General features: G+C 50.7%; 13 protein-coding genes and 1 tRNA gene. 8 read left to right on the forward strand and 6 right to left on the reverse strand.

The features are described from left to right. Window positions 1-5: 5 nt before the first annotated feature. Window positions 6-1,130: an HD domain-containing phosphohydrolase gene (locus IE054_RS14710; protein ID WP_189407757.1), complete on the reverse strand. Its 1,125-nt coding sequence runs from the start codon at window positions 1,128-1,130 to the stop codon at window positions 6-8. Window positions 1,131-1,302: 172 nt separating this feature from the next. Between IE054_RS14710 and IE054_RS14715 the strand changes: the two genes are divergently transcribed. The 5 genes from IE054_RS14715 (at window position 1,303) to IE054_RS14735 (ending at window position 7,395) form a co-directional block, all read left to right on the forward strand. Further along, window positions 1,303-2,028, forward strand: a complete 726-nt coding sequence (locus IE054_RS14715; RefSeq protein ID WP_189407759.1) for a 1-acylglycerol-3-phosphate O-acyltransferase — start codon at window positions 1,303-1,305, stop codon at window positions 2,026-2,028. A 34-nt stretch (window positions 2,029-2,062) separates the two neighbouring features. Then, complete coding sequence (gene rraB / locus IE054_RS14720; RefSeq protein WP_189407761.1) at window positions 2,063-2,455, forward strand: ribonuclease E inhibitor RraB; 393 nt, start codon at window positions 2,063-2,065, stop codon at window positions 2,453-2,455. 142 nt (window positions 2,456-2,597) lie between these two features. Further along, on the forward strand, window positions 2,598-3,311 hold the full coding sequence (locus IE054_RS14725; protein ID WP_189407764.1) for a choice-of-anchor H family protein: 714 nt from the start codon (window positions 2,598-2,600) through the stop codon (window positions 3,309-3,311). 91 nt (window positions 3,312-3,402) lie between these two features. After that, window positions 3,403-4,686, forward strand: coding sequence for an ABC transporter substrate-binding protein (locus IE054_RS14730; RefSeq protein ID WP_189407766.1), 1,284 nt, complete (start codon window positions 3,403-3,405; stop codon window positions 4,684-4,686). Window positions 4,687-4,710: 24 nt separating this feature from the next. Then, window positions 4,711-7,395: an ATP-binding protein gene (locus IE054_RS14735; protein ID WP_189407769.1), complete on the forward strand. Its 2,685-nt coding sequence runs from the start codon at window positions 4,711-4,713 to the stop codon at window positions 7,393-7,395. Between the two features lie 36 nt (window positions 7,396-7,431). On the opposite strand, the gene IE054_RS14740 is transcribed toward IE054_RS14735, so the two are convergent. Genes IE054_RS14740 through pepA form a run of 3 tightly spaced genes read right to left on the reverse strand, consistent with a single transcriptional unit; the run spans window position 7,432 to window position 12,155 of the window. Beyond that, on the reverse strand, window positions 7,432-10,206 hold the full coding sequence (locus IE054_RS14740; protein WP_189407779.1) for a valine--tRNA ligase: 2,775 nt from the start codon (window positions 10,204-10,206) through the stop codon (window positions 7,432-7,434). 14 nt (window positions 10,207-10,220) lie between these two features. Continuing rightward, window positions 10,221-10,643 carry a DNA polymerase III subunit chi gene (locus IE054_RS14745; RefSeq protein WP_189407781.1) on the reverse strand — a complete coding sequence of 141 codons (423 nt, stop codon included), beginning with the start codon at window positions 10,641-10,643 and terminating at the stop codon, window positions 10,221-10,223. Between the two features lie 6 nt (window positions 10,644-10,649). Further along, a complete protein-coding gene (gene pepA / locus IE054_RS14750; RefSeq protein ID WP_189407783.1) occupies window positions 10,650-12,155 on the reverse strand; it encodes a leucyl aminopeptidase in 1,506 nt (501 codons plus the stop codon). A 275-nt stretch (window positions 12,156-12,430) separates the two neighbouring features. On the opposite strand from pepA, the gene lptF reads away from it, so the two are divergent. After that, entirely contained in the window at window positions 12,431-13,534 is a 1,104-nt protein-coding gene (gene lptF, locus IE054_RS14755; RefSeq protein WP_189407784.1) for an LPS export ABC transporter permease LptF, read from the forward strand. Continuing rightward, window positions 13,534-14,595: an LPS export ABC transporter permease LptG gene (lptG, locus tag IE054_RS14760; protein ID WP_189407785.1), complete on the forward strand. Its 1,062-nt coding sequence runs from the start codon at window positions 13,534-13,536 to the stop codon at window positions 14,593-14,595. Before lptF ends, lptG begins: the two co-directional genes overlap by 1 nt. A 12-nt stretch (window positions 14,596-14,607) precedes the next feature. Here lptG and IE054_RS14765 read toward each other — a convergent pair whose 3' ends face one another. Then, a complete protein-coding gene (locus tag IE054_RS14765) occupies window positions 14,608-15,132 on the reverse strand; it encodes an RDD family protein (protein ID WP_268245074.1) in 525 nt (174 codons plus the stop codon). A 176-nt stretch (window positions 15,133-15,308) separates the two neighbouring features. Then, window positions 15,309-17,504 carry a hypothetical protein gene (locus IE054_RS14770; protein ID WP_189407787.1) on the reverse strand — a complete coding sequence of 732 codons (2,196 nt, stop codon included), beginning with the start codon at window positions 17,502-17,504 and terminating at the stop codon, window positions 15,309-15,311. Window positions 17,505-17,733: 229 nt separating this feature from the next. Between IE054_RS14770 and IE054_RS14775 the strand changes: the two genes are divergently transcribed. After that, a tRNA-Leu gene (locus tag IE054_RS14775) sits at window positions 17,734-17,818 on the forward strand. Window positions 17,819-17,879 lie beyond the last annotated feature (61 nt).

Genomic DNA, 17,879 nt, shown 5'->3' on the forward strand with positions numbered 1-17,879 from the left:
CGATCTCAGCTGCGCCTTAACAACCCAGTCATGGCCTGATTAAACAGTCTGACCCATTTCATACTGAACTGGCCTTTTGCGCTGCGGTTAATTTCTATGACCGCCTGCTTTTTCGACAACTGACTGTTTTTGTTGTGCGCCCGGGAGTGGGTCATCGCATCATACGTGTCCAGAATTGCGAGCAACCTGGCACCATCACAGATATCATCTTCTTTTAGCCCCAGCGGATAGCCGCTGCCGTCAACCCGCTCGTGGTGTTGCAGCACGATTTTTCTGGCCTGGTCCCACTGATCAAGATGCTCAAGCAGACGCGAACTTTTATACACATGGGAGCGCATCAGATTAAAATCTGCATCTGAATACGGCTCATTTTTATGAAGTATTTTCAGTGGCATAAATGCCATACCAAAATCATGCACGTAACAGGCAACAGCAAGCTGGTCTTCTTCAACCGGGCTGCCAGCCAGTTCGTTAATAAACAACGCCAGTTTCGCGATACGGTCGCCCCGCCCTGCCCAGTAATTCGAGCGGTGCTCAATGGTTTGCATCAGCTCGCGAAAAAACAGAATATCCATTTTCTTTTCGGCACTGGTGTCTTTTGGAATACCGGATGTGGCCAGTGTCGGTGGCTTTACCTTTACTTCTTCATTGCTGCTGACATCCAGTTCCGGGTTGAGCAGCAGCACCGCCTCGGCCAGTAGTCTGTCATGCTCATCGTGGTTGTCCGGGGTAATACGGCTTATCGCCATTACCAGCTGTTTATGCAGGTTGTCATCGTATTGTGCTTTCCCGGCGGCCATAATCGCTTCGACAAAGGCTTTCACCCGGTCCATGGTTAGCAGCACCAGATCGCTCATGGTACTGGTGTAACTGATTTGTCCTTTGCGAAGAAAATCGAGCAGATCCTCAACGTGCTGCAGCAAAGGAATGAGCGGCGTAAAATTTACCAGACCCAGATCGCCTTTTATGGTATGAATGGAACGGAACAGCGCGCGCTGTAATTCGTTGTCGTCGGGCCTGAGCTCCAGTTCAATCAGAGTTTGTTCACTGGCTTCATATAATTCATGAATCTCTTCGATGAGATCGTTAAGTATGTCGTCTTCCAGATCCTCGGGAACAAAGGTTTGCATACACTCTTTCCAACTTTCTAACCATGAACATTTATGTGGCGTTTATATCATTATGCGCAGGGGAAGGCGAATGACTCAGACAAGTTTATTGGAACACAGCGCGACTGATCGGAGATGATTCAGCGGCGCTTTATCTTATACTGCGCCGCTCAACGAAGAGAGGGATGTAGTTTTGTTAGCTTTTTTACGTATTGTCGCCCTGTTGCCAGCGTTTCTTATTATCAATCTGGTTATACTGGGTGTCTGTATTGCCCGCCCGTTTCACCGCAACAACGTCAGCATGGCGGGACGCGCGTATGCATGGATGGCCCCGATTGTCGGGTTGAAGGTCACGGTCAGGCGCGATAGTGCGGTCACGCTTAATCAACCCTATGTGTACATTGCTAACCATCAGAATAGTTTTGACATTATTACCGTCGCAAAAGCAGCCATGCCAGGCGTGGTGACCATTGGCAAAAAAAGCCTGAAATGGATCCCCGTTTTTGGTCAGATTTACTGGCTGTCCGGCAACATTATGATCGACAGAAAAAATACCGGTAAGGCCAGAGGAACGTTAATGGCGGCTGCACGCAAAGTACGCCGAAAGCGCACGTCGGTGTGGTTTTTCCCCGAAGGCACGCGTAGTTATGGCCGGGGCCTGCTGCCTTTTAAGCAGGGTGCATTTCATCTGGCTAAAGCTACCGGCGAGCCGGTTGTCATTGTGGCCGCCAGCAATCTGCACAACAAAGTAAAATGGAATCGCTGGAATAATGGTGAGGTGATAGTCGACTTACTGCCTCCCATTCTTCTCACCACCGAGCATTCAGTCAAAGAGTGGATGCTTATTTGCCACGAACGGATGCAGCAACATATACAGAAGCTGGATGCGGAGGTCGCTGAACGTGAAAAAAGCAGGTAAACTTGCGGCAGAATCAGGTTAACGGACAGCGATCATGAGTCAGTTTGAAGAGCGCGAAGAGTGGTACGAATTTAACCAGGAAACCATTGAGGCCCTGCTGGAAGACGGCAGTCAGCCCGATGCTGACTACACTATCGAACATCACTTTGCCAGTGACGATTTCGACAAGCTTGAAAAAGCGGCGGTCGATGCGTTTAAAGCGGGGTTTGAAGTAACCGATGCGGAAGAGCTGGTCTTAGATGATGGCGGCACGGTGTTCTGTTTTGATGCCACGGTAAAGCGCAAACTGGAGCGTGAGGTGCTGGACAACGACACAGACACGCTGCTTAAGATTGCCGATAAAAGCGCTGTTTTTTATGATGGCTGGGGTACCTACTTTATGCCTCAGGACGACGCGGAAGATGGTCACAGCCCACAAGCTCACTAGGCAAGATGCGTATAAGGTTTCCTTAGAAATTACTTAACGGGCAACAGACTGTTGCCCTCTCCCTTCAGTTTCCTTTCAGTTTTTGTTCATACAACCTGGCTTACTTTTACCCTGTATTTTTACGCGGTGAAAGGAACGAAGTATGACTATTTTTCAAACCGTACTGCTCACAGGCATGGTACTGCTGCCGGCAGCCTTATATGCATCTGAGCTAAAAACTGACGAAGCCATAACCGTCACATCGGATGCCAGGCAGTTCGACACGCCCCTTGCTTCATCTGACACTGAAGTTACAGCACCCGCTCACAATCAGCGCAGTCACGATGAAACATTACAGAGTCTGAGTACTGACTACTGGATCTATGACAGTTGGGTGTCACTAAGCCATGATCCTGATGGTGATGGGTATTACTCTTCTTTCAGCGTCACCCTGGATGCCGACACCATTTATCGCGCAAGCGCGGTGTACGCAGTCATCTATGTTGGCCGGCATGATGTATATGACGCTATTTACACGACATCCGACTTTATGCTGTATGGCGATGACAGCGAGGATGCACTGACCATTGAGAATGACTTACTTTCAGGTTTTCCCTCGCGGGAGTATCACCTGCTTGTTGAGCTTTATGATGCAAACACGCACGCGTTACTGGCGTTCTCAGATGACTATCAGGATGCGGACCTGGCTTTTCTCAGCCTGGAAAGCCAAAACTATGAGTCCACATACCGCGACGCCGTGGTTGTTGTCGATAAGCATGGCGGCAGCCTGGCATCTGCATCCTTACTATGGCTGACTGCTCTGGCGCTGCAGGCAGCCTTGCGACGACGCACCCGAGAGCTCGCAGGGCGACGATAGACTGATTCGCACTTTCCTTAACTAGTTGGAATGTAGTCAATTTGGTGCCACACTGATATCACTTAACAATTGATATGTCGAGACGATGTTGATGAGTCTGAACGAAGGAAGGTCTGACCATAGCACAAGCTCACGCCGCTCATTTCTGAAAGGAACGGCCGCCTTTACCGTCGCCGCTGGTATCACCCCGTTCGCGATTGGTCAGCCCCCCCCCGTAATCCGGGTAATGGGCACCCATGTTACGTTGCAGGAGGCCATTCGCAAACAGGCCATGGACGACCTGGCGATTGATATTCAGTTTGCGCCGGGTGGCAGTGCCGCAGTCCTGCAAAAAGCCTCGATGAACCCAGCCAGCTTCGATTTGTATGAGCAATGGTCCAACAGTATCAATGTTCTGTGGCGCTCAAAGGCGATCCAGCCTATAGAGAAGAAGCGCATTACGTACTGGAATGAAATTAACAGCCTGAGTAAAACCGGCAAAGTCACTCCTGAGGCAAAGCTCGGTGCCGGAGATGCCCCGCACCGCATTCTAAATGTACAGCCTGATGGCAGTCTGGGGGTAAATTCAACGGACACGGTAAGCTTTCTGCCTTACGTCCATAACGTTGACTCCTTTGGCTATGACACACGCCGTCTACCCTCGCCCATGAGTCAGGAAGAAGAAAGCTGGGGCTGGTTGCTCGACGCCCGGGTAAGCGGTGATGTCGCCATCGTCAATGACCCGACCATAGGCTTGTTTGATCTTGCACTCGCCGCCCAGGCGAAAGGATTTATAACCTTTGATGATATCGGCGCCATTACCCGGGATGAACTGGACTTGCTCTTTTCTGTTCTGGTCGAGCTTACCCAACTCAATCATTTTAGCGGCTTCTGGACGTCGGTTCCCGAGTCGGTGCAGTTTATGCGTTCGCAGCGGGTCGTCATTGAAAGCATGTTTTCGCCGGCCGTCTCAGCACTCAATGGCGAGGATATACCTGTACGGTTTGCCGCACCTAAAGAAGGCTACCGTGGCTGGCATGGTGTCATGTGTTTATCCGCCATGACCGAGGGGCGCGCGAAAGATGCGGCCTATGAATACATGAACTGGTGGCTCTCAGGCTGGCCTGGCGCTTTTATCGCCAGACAGGGTTACTATATCTCCAACCCCGAGCGTTCGGCACATTACCTGAGTGACGCTGAATGGGCTTACTGGTATCAGGGTAAGCCCGCAGCAGAGCCACTTCGTGGTCCTGATGGTAAGATTTCGGTGCGTAAGGGTGAACAACGCTCCGGAGGCAGCTACGAAGATCGCTTCAGCAATGTGGCGGTCTGGAATACGGTTATGCCAACGTACGAATACAGTCTGCAAAAGTGGTATGAGTTTATTACCTCATGACGAAAAGGTAGAGGACGTGTCTGAATGCTAAGTTCGATTCGAACCCAACTGGTGCTGGTGCTATCAGCACTGGTTATTCTGTTGCTGTTGCAAGGGGTTATAGCCAGGCAGAACCAGACTGTACTGATTGACGGGCTGCAAAGCACTGGACAGGCGGTTGTCGACGTCGCCCGGGTTAAGGAACTGGAGCGTGAGATACTGGATTTGCAACGCAATGTTCTGATTTATAAGGAGAATGCGAGCGAATCTGCGGTCAGACGGTTTGAGCGGCTGATGCTTCAGATTGACGACAAGCTTACACGACTCGAGCAAACCAATATTACCCAGAATACTCCGCTTGCCGATAAAGAGACTCTGACCCGCATGCGCGGCCACCTGGAATCGTATCAGAACAATTTTCGCGACGTGGTTAAAGCGCGGGCAACCCGCGACGAGCTGGTCGATCGCGGCTCGCTCACCGACATTATCGCATTTAAACAGTACATTGCTGATGTGTCTGAAGGCTCAGCGATGCCCCCTGCCACCGTGGCCTCACTGAAACACGATGCCCTGATCGCAGAGAATGCCGTCTTCAAATACCTGATTAGTCCGGAGCGGGCACTGCTTACGACCTTTACTCAGGCAATGGACAGGACCCGTGAGACGGTTCAGGCATTCCCGCCTGTTGCCGCCGAGCTGATGCCACTACTAAGTGAAGCGGAAAATCATTTTTTAAAGTTAACGCAAATTACGCAGGGCAACCTGTTTCTGGTTAATGTCGTTATGGCAGGATCTGCCAACGAGTTTTTGTATTTGAGCGACCAGCTAACTGAGCAGGTCACAGCGCGTATGGAGCGTATCAAGCAACAAACACAGGAACGCGCAGAGAGTACCCGCCGTAACGGCGAGTTATTTTCGTTCATCGCAATTGTTCTGGCCTGTTTAACCGCACTATTTACGGCTTACCGCATTCTTGGCCCTATTCGTTCGATAACCGATATCTTTATTCGTCTGTCTGACGACGAGGAAAGTGGCGAAATCCCAGGGAGTAACCGCCGTGATGAAATTGGCAAGCTGGCGCGTGCTGCCCATGTCTTTCAGAATAAAAACCGCCAGACAGAAGAGCTGCTACAAGATGCTACCGAGATGAATAGCCAGCTTGAGCGACTCAATCAGGAACTGGTCGATTCTAAACGGCGTGCCGAGCAGGCCACTGCCTCAAAGAGTATCTTTCTGGCTAATATGAGCCATGAAATCCGTACGCCACTTAACGGTATTGTGGGGCTGATAGAGTTAGCGCAGCAACAGGACATGTCTGAGACAATGCGACAATACCTGGAAAAAGCGGCCTACTCCAGCCAAATTCTAATGACCGTCATTAATGACATTCTTGATTTTTCAAAGATCGAGGCGGGTAAACTGAATATTGAAGAAGTGAGCTTTTCACTGCATTCCCTGTTTGACAACCTGCTTACTGTGATCGCCCTGCGCGCCAGGGAAAAGAACCTTAACGTTACACTAACGGTTGCCCCAAGCCTCCCTTCTCAGGTTATCGGTGATCCGCTGCGTATCGCACAGATCCTAATGAACATTGGAGCCAATGCAGTGAAGTTCACTGACCACGGCGGTGTGGATATTCGCTTTGACGGTAGCCTCAATGACAAAGGCAACCAGGTGTCCCTGATCATGACTATTGAAGATTCAGGTATTGGTATGTCGGAAGGCCAGTTAAACCGTATTTTTCAGCCATTCACACAGGCCGATGGATCGACGAACCGCAAGTACGGGGGCACCGGACTGGGGCTGGCTATTGTTAAACAGCTTACTGAGCTTATGAATGGTAAGCTGGATGTAGAATCTGCACCGGGTCGAGGCAGCCGCTTTGCAGTTACCCTGCCTCTGCGTGTATTTCAGCATCAGTCAGGGATTATCAGCGCGTTACCGGCATTACCAGTTGACACACAGTACGTTACAGATACACCACTTTTACCCGACGCCTACCAGGAAGTGGCCAGACTGGAAGAATGTCTGACACCAAAATCGATCCTCGAAAAAGATTTTTCTCCACCTGAATGTCTGCTGGTTGATATCGAGCATTTACAGGCATTTCGCGACCGCCTCCCGCAGTTACAAACGTACAGAGACCAGGGGTGTGCAGTGGGGCTGATACTGCAAACCTTTGGTGGCTCGAATAGTGATAAGTATACCTCGCAGTGGACCGGCCCTATGATTATGCACCCGTTCACTCCGTTGCAGTTTGAACGGTTTATCACGGAACTGGCCAGTAAAGAGCAGCACAGTGTCACCATCACTTCTTCAGAGCGTACTGAGCCTGCGCTGGACGGCCATGTTTTGCTGGTTGAAGACAACAGTATCAATCAGGTTGTGGCCGGAGAAATGCTTAACAGTCTCGGGCTGACCTTTGATATTGCTGAAAATGGCAGACAGGCCATTAGCCGAATTGAAAACTCGCCGCACTACGACGCGGTTTTGATGGATGTACAAATGCCTGTGATGGACGGCTTAGAAGCTACCACTATTTTACGCGAGAGCGGCTACTCCACATTACCCATTATTGGATTGTCAGCCAATGCCATGAAAGAAGATACCATTCAGTCTGAAACCGCAGGGATGAATGATTATCTGACCAAACCGGTCAAGCGGGCTGCGCTGCGCGATGCCCTGAAGCCTTTTTTAAGCCAGCACTCAGAGACTAACGAAGAGCAATAAAAAAGCTGCCCGCAGGCAGCTTTTTGGTTACTTGCATTAAAGCGCAGAAATGGTGTGATGCTGCGCCTTGAGTTTCTCCAGTTGCTTCTCTGCGTCCTGAAGCTTAGTCCGTTCTTTTTCTATTACCGCTTCCGGGGCATTGCTGACAAACTTGTCATTCGCCAGTTTACCCTGCGTGCGGGCGACATCTTTCTCAACTTTTTCCATTGCCTTATTAAGACGCGCAAGTTCCGCATCTTTATCAATCAGGCCGGCCATGGGAATGAGAATTTCCATGTCACCTACCAGTGCGGTGGCACTGGCGGGCGCTTCCTCACCCTCGCTGAGCACTTTCACTGACTCAAGTTTTGCCAGCTTGTCTAAAAACATATCGGCGTCAGACAAACGGCGTTTATCTTCCTGCGACACATGCTTCAGTAAGGCGTTTAATGGTTTATTCGGCGAGATGTCCATTTCACCGCGGATATTACGTATACCCACAATGAACGTTTTCACCCACTCAATATCAGCCAGTACCTGATCATCCTGCCTGGCGCTTTGTTGCTCAGGGAACGGTTGCGTCATGATGCTGCTGGTGTCAGATACGTCAACGGCGCTGACCGCGGCTACCCGCTGCCAGATTGTATCGGTGATAAACGGCATAAAGGGGTGAAGCAAACGTAGCAAATGCTCCAGCACGTTGATTAGCGTATGTCGGGTGCCCCGCTTCTCAGCCTCACTGCTATTGTCGTTATTCAGCACCGGCTTGGTTAACTCAAGATACCAGTCGCAGAACTGATTCCAGGTAAACTCATACAGCGCTTGCGCAGCGATATCGAAACGGTAATCCGCAATCGCTCGCTCAAATTCACCGAGGGTTTGCTGAAACTTCGCCCATACCCAGCGGTCAGCCAGACTCAGGACCATCTCACCACCCTCACGCCCGGTGTCCTGCTCTTCACAGTTCATCAGCACAAAGCGCGAGGCATTCCAGATTTTATTACAGAAGTTGCGGTAGCCTTCGACACGTCCCATATCAAAATTGATGTCACGGCTGGTCGACGCCATCGAAACAAACGTGAAGCGCAGTGCGTCGGTGCCATAGGCCTGAATACCGTCAGGAAACTCTTTGCGGGTACGCTTGGCGATTTTCTCAGCCAGTTGGGGCTGCATCATGCCTGACGTGCGCTTATCTACCAGTGAATCGGCCGCAATGCCATCGATAAGATCGATAGGATCCAGCACATTCCCTTTGGACTTTGACATCTTATCGCCATTTTCATCGCGGATAAGGCCCGTGATATAAATGTCTTTAAAGGGAATTTTACCGGTAAACTTCTTGGTCATCATGATCATTCTGGCTACCCAGAAGAAAATGATATCGAACCCGGTAACCAGTACCGATGAGGGTACAAACGTCTCTAGTTCCGGCGTTTCTTCCGGCCAGCCTAATGTGGCAAACGGCCACAGCGCAGAAGAAAACCAGGTATCCAGTACGTCTTCATCCTGCTGCAACTCAGTGGTTTCATTCAGGCCGTAGCGCTCTCTGACTTCCCTCTCGGTGCGGGCTACATAGACATTGCCCGCATCATCATACCAGGCAGGGATCCGATGGCCCCACCACAGTTGCCGAGAGATGCACCAGTCCTGAATATTATTCATCCACTGATAATAGGTTTTATTCCAGTTTTCCGGAATAAAACGGATCTCACCACTTTCAACTGCGTCAATCGCCGGCTTCGCCAGCGACTCAACTGCCACGTACCACTGATCCGTCAGATAGGGCTCGATAACCGCATTGGTTCGATCACCTCGGGGAACTTTGAGCTTATGCTTGTCAATTTTGACCAGCAGTCCCTCTGCGTCCAAATCCTCGACAATTTTCTTGCGTGCCTCAAACCGATCCATTCCCTGATAGGCCTGTGGCGCCTCGTCGTTAATCTTAGCGTCGGCGGTCAGTACATTGATCATTTCCAGGTTGTGACGCTTACCCATGTCATAGTCATTAAAATCATGGGCAGGCGTTATTTTCACACAGCCTGTACCAAACTCAGGATCGACATAGTCATCAGCAATAATGGGGATCAGGCGTCCGGTAATGGGTAGCTTTATGTGCTTGCCAACCAGCTTTTTGTAGCGTTCATCATCCGGATGAACGGCCACCGCGGTATCGCCCAGCATGGTTTCCGGGCGCGTCGTTGCCACCACCAGCTCACCGTCGCCATCCGCCAGCGGATAACGCATATGCCACATGTGACCGTCTTCTTCTTCGTTCAGTACTTCCAGATCAGAGACTGCCGTGTGCAGCACTGGATCCCAGTTTACCAGCCGTTTACCGCGGTAAATCAGCCCTTCTTCATGCAGTTTTACGAATACTTCGGTCACGGCATTCGACAGATTGTCGTCCATGGTAAACACTTCACGCGACCAGTCGGGGGAGGTCCCTAACCGGCGCATCTGACTGGTGATGGTACCGCCACTTTCGGCTTTCCATTCCCAGACCTTTTTAATGAAGTCTTCGCGACCCAGGTCATGGCGGGTTTTGCCTTCGGCATTCAGTTTACGCTCGACGACCATTTGGGTGGCGATCCCGGCGTGGTCGGTACCAACCTGCCACAGGGTATTGTCACCTTTCATACGGTGATAGCGGGTCAGTGCATCCATAATGGTTTGCTGAAAGCCGTGGCCCATGTGCAGGCTCCCCGTTACATTCGGGGGCGGAAGTAAAATACAGTAAGGGTCGCCGCTACCTGACGGCTTGAAAAAGCCTTCTTTTTCCCATTTTTCGTAGCACTGTTGTTCGATGGATTGTGGTTCGAAGGTTTTATCCATTGTCACTCTCAAAATTACGCCGATTTGAACTGCATTGCGCAGCCGGCCTGCTGATACTTTTTATACCGTACCCTCGCCTGTTGTTTGGCGTCGTCTTCCAGGGGTACGAAATCGATAATGTGCTGGTGATGCTGAGGGGACATCACCAGTTCCTGACTTAAGCTTACCACCACAGGGCGCCGGCCTACCTGGCTGGGCTGCCAGCAAATCTCGACCGGCGTGCCACTGGGCGGCCCCTCACCATGCATGTTGTGAGGGACAAAACGATCGGAGGGCAGTTGCCACAGCAGGTCGTCAATCTCTTCCGCTTGCTGCTGATTATCGCACAACACCGCCACCTTTTGTTTATTGGTGTAGGCCTCGGCGATCAGGCTGGCCGCTCTGACCGTTGCGCTGCGCTCCTGTTCACTCAACTGATAAAACACCACATTTGGCATTAATTATCAGTCCTCAAGCTTAATACCGGCGCGGTTCATCAAAAACTGCGTCAGCATTGGAACAGGGCGTCCGGTGGCACCTTTATTTTTGCCGCTGCGCCATGCTGTTCCGGCAATATCCAGATGTGCCCAGTTATATTTCTTGGTGAAGCGCGACAGGAAACACCCTGCGGTAATACTTCCCGCTGGCTTGCCGCCAAGGTTGGTCATATCGGCAAATGGACTTTCCAGCTGCTCCTGATAATCATCCCACAGCGGCAGGCGCCACGCCCGGTCGGCACTTTGTTCTGAGGCATTTAACAGCTCATGGGCCAGCGGATTATGCTGACTCATCAGCGCAGAGGCATGATGTCCCAGCGCCACGATACAGGCACCGGTCAGGGTGGCCAGATCGACCACCAGCTCAGGCTCGAAACGCTCAACATAGGTCAGCGCATCACACAGCACCAGGCGGCCTTCCGCGTCGGTATTTAATACTTCAACGGTTTGTCCTGACATTGTCGTCAGAATATCGCCCGGACGATAGGCATTGCCATCAGGCATATTTTCACAGCCTGCCAGCACGCCAATAACATTGATTGGCAGGTTTAACTCAGCCACCGTATGCATCAGCCCCAGTACGCCAGCGGCGCCGCCCATGTCATACTTCATTTCATCCATGGCTTCGCCTGGCTTGATGGAAATGCCACCGGCATCAAAGGTCAGACCTTTACCAACAAACACAATGGGCGCCTGATCCGCTGGTCCGCCGCGATGGTGAATAATGCTCATCATGGCATCGTTATGCGAGCCGCGGCTTACCGCCAGATAGGCCTGCATACCCAGCTCTGCCATTTGGGTTTCGTCAACCCCTTCCGCGGTAATGCTGTCATAATCACTGGCCAGCTTCTGCGCCTGCTCCCAAAGGTACATTGGATTACAGATATTCGGTGGCATATTTGCCACATCTTTGGTGGTGCGTGCCCCTTTAGATACCGCCAGACCATGATCGATAGCACGTTCACCTACAGTCAGCTCGCGCCGGGTTGGCACATTGAATACAATTTTACGCAATGGTCTGCGCGGCTCACCTTTCTTGGTTTTCAGGTGCATAAAGGTATAGAGCGAATCTTCTGTGGCCTCAACGGCCTGACGCACTTTCCAGTAGGTGTCACGACCTTTGACATGCAGCTCGGTCAGAAAGCATACCGCTTCCATTGAACCGGTTTCGTTTAACGTTCGGATTGTTTTCGCGATAATTTGTTTGTACTGGCGCTCGTCCAGTTCACGCTCTTTACCGCAGCCAACCAGCAGAACTCGCTCACTCAGCACGTTTGGCACATGATGAAGCAGTAACATCTGTCCTGCTTTACCTTCCAGGTCGCCACGACGCAGCAAATTACTGATATACCCTTCGCTGATTTCATCTAATTGCTCAGCGACCGCAGTTAAGCGACGTGGCTCAAACACCCCAACCACGATGCAGGCGCTGCGTTGTTTTTCGGGACTGCCACTTTTTACACTAAACTCCACGATGATACCTCGCTGTTGATTCGGTTTTGGATCCTCGCCTTACCGGCGAATTTCACGTAACGTTTTGCGCTGCAATATGTTTTAATACGCAGCCAGACTTGCAAGCTGACCACTGATAGCGCAATGTACAATGACTACTCTAAATAACTGTAGTGTGCCTTACGTTTACTATGCAAACTCAGTTTATGGTTTCAGCCAAAACTTGTAAAAACATTAAGTTTACTCAAAATCGTGCATTCTTTCATTAAAAACTCAAATTTTCCTGGTGAGGGTTCATGCTGATTTTCCGCTACCTCACCAAAGAAACGCTGAAGTCGCAATTCGCCATCTTCTTTATTTTAATGGCTATTTTTATCACATTGCGCTTTGTGCGGGTGCTGGGAGACGCCTCAGATGGCGATATTCCGGCAGGACTGGTATTGGGCTTCCTTGGCCTGTATGCACCTGCGCTGTCTGCACTGGTGCTGCCTATTAGTGCGTATCTGGGGATCATGCTGGCCCATGGCAGGCTGTATGTGGACAGCGAAATGACAGTACTGCGAGCCTGCGGCGTCAGCGAGTGGTATATCACCCGGGTCATGCTGATTTTGTCTTTGTTTATAATGGCACTGACCGGCGCGATTACGCTGTACCTGGCGCCCATGGCGGCAGACAGTGAAGATCAGTTACGGGAAAAGGCCCGTAATGAGGCTGGGTTCTCCACCCTCATCCCTGGTCGGTTTCAGCAAACCGGTAACGAAAAAGCCGTTATCTTCGTGCATGACATCGACAGCAATAACGACAACCTCAAACGGGTGTTTCTGTCGCAGAATCAGACCAGTACCGGTGAAAACCAGGTGCGCGTGGTATATGCGCAAAGCGGCTATATTGATGACAGCGAAGACGGCTCACGCAACCTGGTGCTGCGCCAGGGCGTTCAGTACGAGGGTCAGCGGGCCAGAAAAGACTACCGCAAAGTGGAGTTTGACGAGTATCGTATTCAAATCAACGACACGCCGCCCGAGCAGGACAGGCGTAATGTCAGCGTCATGACCACACCCGAACTGTGGCAGGACGACTCCAGTGAGGCCAATGCTGAGTTGCAGTGGCGTCTGGCAATTCCGTTATCAATCCCCTTTCTGGTGCTTATTGCCGTGCCGCTGAGCTCTGTTGATCCCAGACAGGGCCGCTTTGGAAAAATGTTTCCGGCGATCCTGCTTTATCTGGGGTACTTCCTACTGCTGCTGGCCAGCAGACGGTTGCTTGAAGATGGCAAAATGCCCATACAGCTGGGCCTGTGGTGGGTGCATGCCATTATGCTAATCATTGGCATTGCACTGATTGCCCGTGATCGAAAATCAGGCACCCACCTGCGCGCCTGGGTACTGGGGAAAAAGTAATGTTTAAGCTGCTTGATTATTACATCGCCCGCACACTGCTTAGTACTATTGGAGCAACGTTATCAGTGCTGATTGGCCTGTCAGCACTCATTAAGTTCGTCGAGCAGTTGCGTAAGCTGGGCGAAGGTGACTACGACATTATGCTGGCCGCCATTTACGTGATCCTAAGCCTGCCCAGGGAACTGGAGCTGTTTTTTCCGATGGCCACGTTGTTAGGCGGCCTGATTGGTATGGGCGTGCTGGCCAGTAACAGTGAACTGGTGGTGATGCAGGCCTCCGGGCTAAGTCGCTGGAATATTATTTCCTCGGCCATGAAGGCCGCAGTAGTGATGATTATAGTGGTGATGGCTGTGGGTGAATGGGTCACGCCTTTCAGTGAATCCAAGGCCAAACAAATACGCACAGAAGCACTGACCGGCGGGAGTTTGTTTTCATCTGAGCAGCTGGTCTGGGCCAAAGATGGTGAGCACTTTGTCAGTATTGGCCAGGTTATCTCGCGCGAACGGTTACGTGATATCAGTATTTTTGATTTCCGCGGCGATCTGACACTGAGAAGTATTACCTATGCACAAAGTGGCCGGTTTAATGAGGATGGCTGGCAACTGCGCAATGTTAATATTACGCAGATCAATGAAAGTCAGGTGACAGACGAGCAGCAGGCTCAGATGAACTGGGATTCGACACTGACCCCGGATAAGCTTGGTATTGTTGCCGTGAAGCCAGAAGCCTTGTCGATTCGAGGCTTACTCGATTACATCGACTACCTGGAAAATAATGCCCAGGATGCCAGCCGCTACGAGCTTGCCCTGTGGCGCAAAATCCTGCAACCGGTTTCGGTCGGTGTGATGTTGCTGATGGCGCTGTCGTTTATCTTTGGTCCGCTGCGCAGTGTGACAATGGGCGCAAGAGTCATTATGGGCGTGTTAGTCGGGTTTGGTTTTTTTATTACCAACGAAGTGTTTGGGCCTTTAAGCCTGGTGTACAACCTGCCGCCGTTTCTGGGGGCACTGCTACCCAGTGTGCTGTTCGCCAGTGTCGCCGCGCTGTTACTCAGGCGCTGACGCCTCGAACCGTTACCAGCTCTTGTGGTCGTTTTGCGCTTTTGTGAGTTGTACGACTTCGGTTGACGCCAGGCGATCCTGCAACGATTGTCTGTGCTTAATATCAAACAACACCAGCAGCGTACCCAGCCCGCCCAGTGAGCCAATCAGACGGATAACCATGCGCGACCAGGTAACGGGTTTATCGACAGTACTGTAAATGCGCAGGCGCCAGGCCCGCATTCCCAGTGTCTGGCCACCGTTTTTCCAGAACCATATAAAAAAACCGGCAACCCATATCGCCACCCAGCCCTGGATCAGAGAGGTGTACAGTAATGATGCCTGGATTGCCTGGGATGGCTGCTCAAAGCCCTGCATATCGAGCACCCCGTTTTTAAGCAGAATAACCAGTGTCACAATTATCACCAGCCCCGCACACATGCCAATGGCGATGGCAACCAGCGTGTCATAGACCATTGCCAGCAGACGGCGTATGAAGCCAGCGCGCTTAACGTCAGCGGGGGCAGTTATTGCAGACTCTTGGGGGGATGTACTCACAACGTCTCTCTACAGTTACTTAGGCAGGCGTAGTGTGCCACAGGCGGACAATTACTCAAGGCGAAGATGCCAGCAGAAAAAAGCCAAACTGCCATCAGACCGGAAAACGCGCTCAGCCCCTTAAGGGGCGTGAGGCAAAATCTACTGGATACAGGCGTAAATGCAGGTTGCGTCTATTACGACTCTGACGTGTCGCGCTTATCTATCGGGCCGTTAAAATTAACCTCATCGTTCAGTGAAATAACGCGCGTCTTGCTGATACGGTGACGATAAATCTGACGCAGATAGCGTATGGTGTCTTTTACATTATCCAGGTTCAGCCGAATGTCATTAATGGATGTGAACGACTTATCGTCACGAATCATTTCGCGGTATTTTTTCTCGTACATTGGCTTAATGGCATGCCAGTTGGTATCCAGTATCTTGGCAGGGTCTTCATGCGATACCAGCATACTTTCCAGCTTTTCCTCATCAAACTCCGGGGCCTGAATAAACTCGACGATGGCTTTATCGAGTGTATCGTCGTACCCCACCTCGCTTCTGGCAAAGCAGCGCTTGATATAGGCAACAATCAAGGTCAGAAAATCATCACTTAAACACGGGCTTTTAGCGATTAAGGTGGTCAGTGACAAGTTCGCAGAGGCACCAATCACCAGTGCATAGCGTTTAAGCGTAGTATTGGGGAACAGCGCATTTAAGTGCGCTTTCAGCCGGTTGAGCGCCATGTAAGACAGTTTGTAGTCTTTGGGCAGTGACACAATAGAGACAACCGAAGAACAGTTCTGGAAGAAATGCAGTTTTCTTAAATTTGACGGATCGTAGTTTGACTCACGGTACTGCTGTAGTGCCTTACGGTATTTTTCCGACTCTACAGGCAACAGGCTGATCCCCTCAATAGCCTGCGTCTTTTGGTTGAAGTGCGGTAAATCGATCGAGCGGAAAAACAGATCATCAATATCCAACTCATTGTTGTGTACCGGCGGTGTCTGCTCAGTTACAGATTCGGCGTACGCAATTGCTACCGGACCGGCCAGACTCATGAAAAGGTCGTTGGCATCCATGCGAATCGTTTCGCCAATATCAATGCCTGCCCGCCGGAAGTAGTCTTCATCATAGTCAGTGGTAACTGCCTGCGCGGTCAGAATATTAAATATCTGCTGGCTGATGTACTGGTTAGCGTGACGCTCCATCGAATTCACATCGATATTCTGAATGGTACTGTCTGCGTCGTTTTGCTCGGCGTAGCGCATGATGTCATTGGAAATCAGCATCATGGCATTCCACGGGCGAATTCTTGCCAGCACGTCCTTTGAGTGATTTTCCTGGGCCTCGTCAGAGTTATAGGAGAAATTCCATTCCTCAGAGAGGTATTTACACAATAACCGCCCTGCATTGATATGCAACGCCTCAGACATTTCTGAATAGCGGTCGGAGATGTTTGGCAGAATACAAATACCACTGGTAAAGATTGGCTCAAATACAAACGACTGATTTTTACTCCGAATTTCGCGCTCGCTACGAATTTCAAACGTTTTGCTCATGTAAGAGTACTGCTGAGCCAGGCCAAATTCCGATGCCATGCCAGAACCAGTTCCACCGCCCGCACTGAAAATGTAAAAGTAGAGGCGGGACTGGTTGGCCTTGATACCACAGGAGTCGATTAAGTAGGAATGAATAAACTTCCACTGTTTATTACTGAAGTGCTCGGTTTCTTTTTTAAGGATAATTTTGGCCAGGTACTGCCCAAGGATAGGTGAGTTACCCGCGCCCCCGGCATGCACCTCAGACAGGTCCATAATTTTAAGTTTGTTGTAATCAGTGAGAAAGTCGCCGTTAGCGTTTTTTGAGGAGAACCGGATGCGCCCTTCAATGTCTTTGTCCAGATCACCGAGCACCACCATCGGCTCAATCAGAAACACCGGCCTTACCGTCTCTTTTGAGGCAAGACTCAGGTTTCGGTGGATCCAGCGAATGGGACGGCTTTCCTTTTCATGAACCCGGTTTTGCTCGTCCCACAGCTCATTCAGGTAATATTTTCTTGCGTTGTAAACCAGCGACGACACATCCAGGGCGATATTCGAGCCGCACCGTCCCAGACCAATCAGGCATACTGACGGAAAATGTGGCGCGGTAGATGTATGTGGCGTTTCTGGTGCTTCTGCCGGATAAACATCATTGCGTAATCCGTCCAGGTTACCCAGTATTTGCGCAATATCAGATTCTGTAAAATATCTGTCCGCTTCCATGTGCGTCATTGATGACTTCGAGGCTCGTTCCTTGAGAATAACGTCGCTGTCGCGTGTCATTTCTTTTTTAGAAGCGGTATCACCCTTACGGGCTGTGGCTTTACTATCTGATTGCTTGCTTTGCATGTTGTATGTCCTTACATCGTCCGCATATCCGCTCAATAAATATAGGTCATATTTCGCTCAATGCGAATGCGTCACTCCACCCTGCCCGGTTGTAGACCAGAATGCAACTGGTTAAAGCTTCGCCACTCACCATGACTTGAAGATAAAAAGCTTGCATGGCAAAGCGGGATACTTATAATCACCCGGTGTTGCGGGTTCTATTGCCGGAACATGAAAGTTTCTATGCTGTGCCAGTGTGATGGAATTGGTAGACATGACGGATTCAAAATCCGTTGCCTTCGGGCGTGGCGGTTCAAGTCCGCCCACTGGTACCACTCTTTTCAAGTCTACAGAAAAGAGAAAATAAGCCGACGCAAGTCGGTTTTTTTGTGTCTG

This window comes from Alteromonas halophila, assembly GCF_014651815.1.
GTDB lineage: Bacteria > Pseudomonadota > Gammaproteobacteria > Enterobacterales > Alteromonadaceae > Alteromonas > Alteromonas halophila.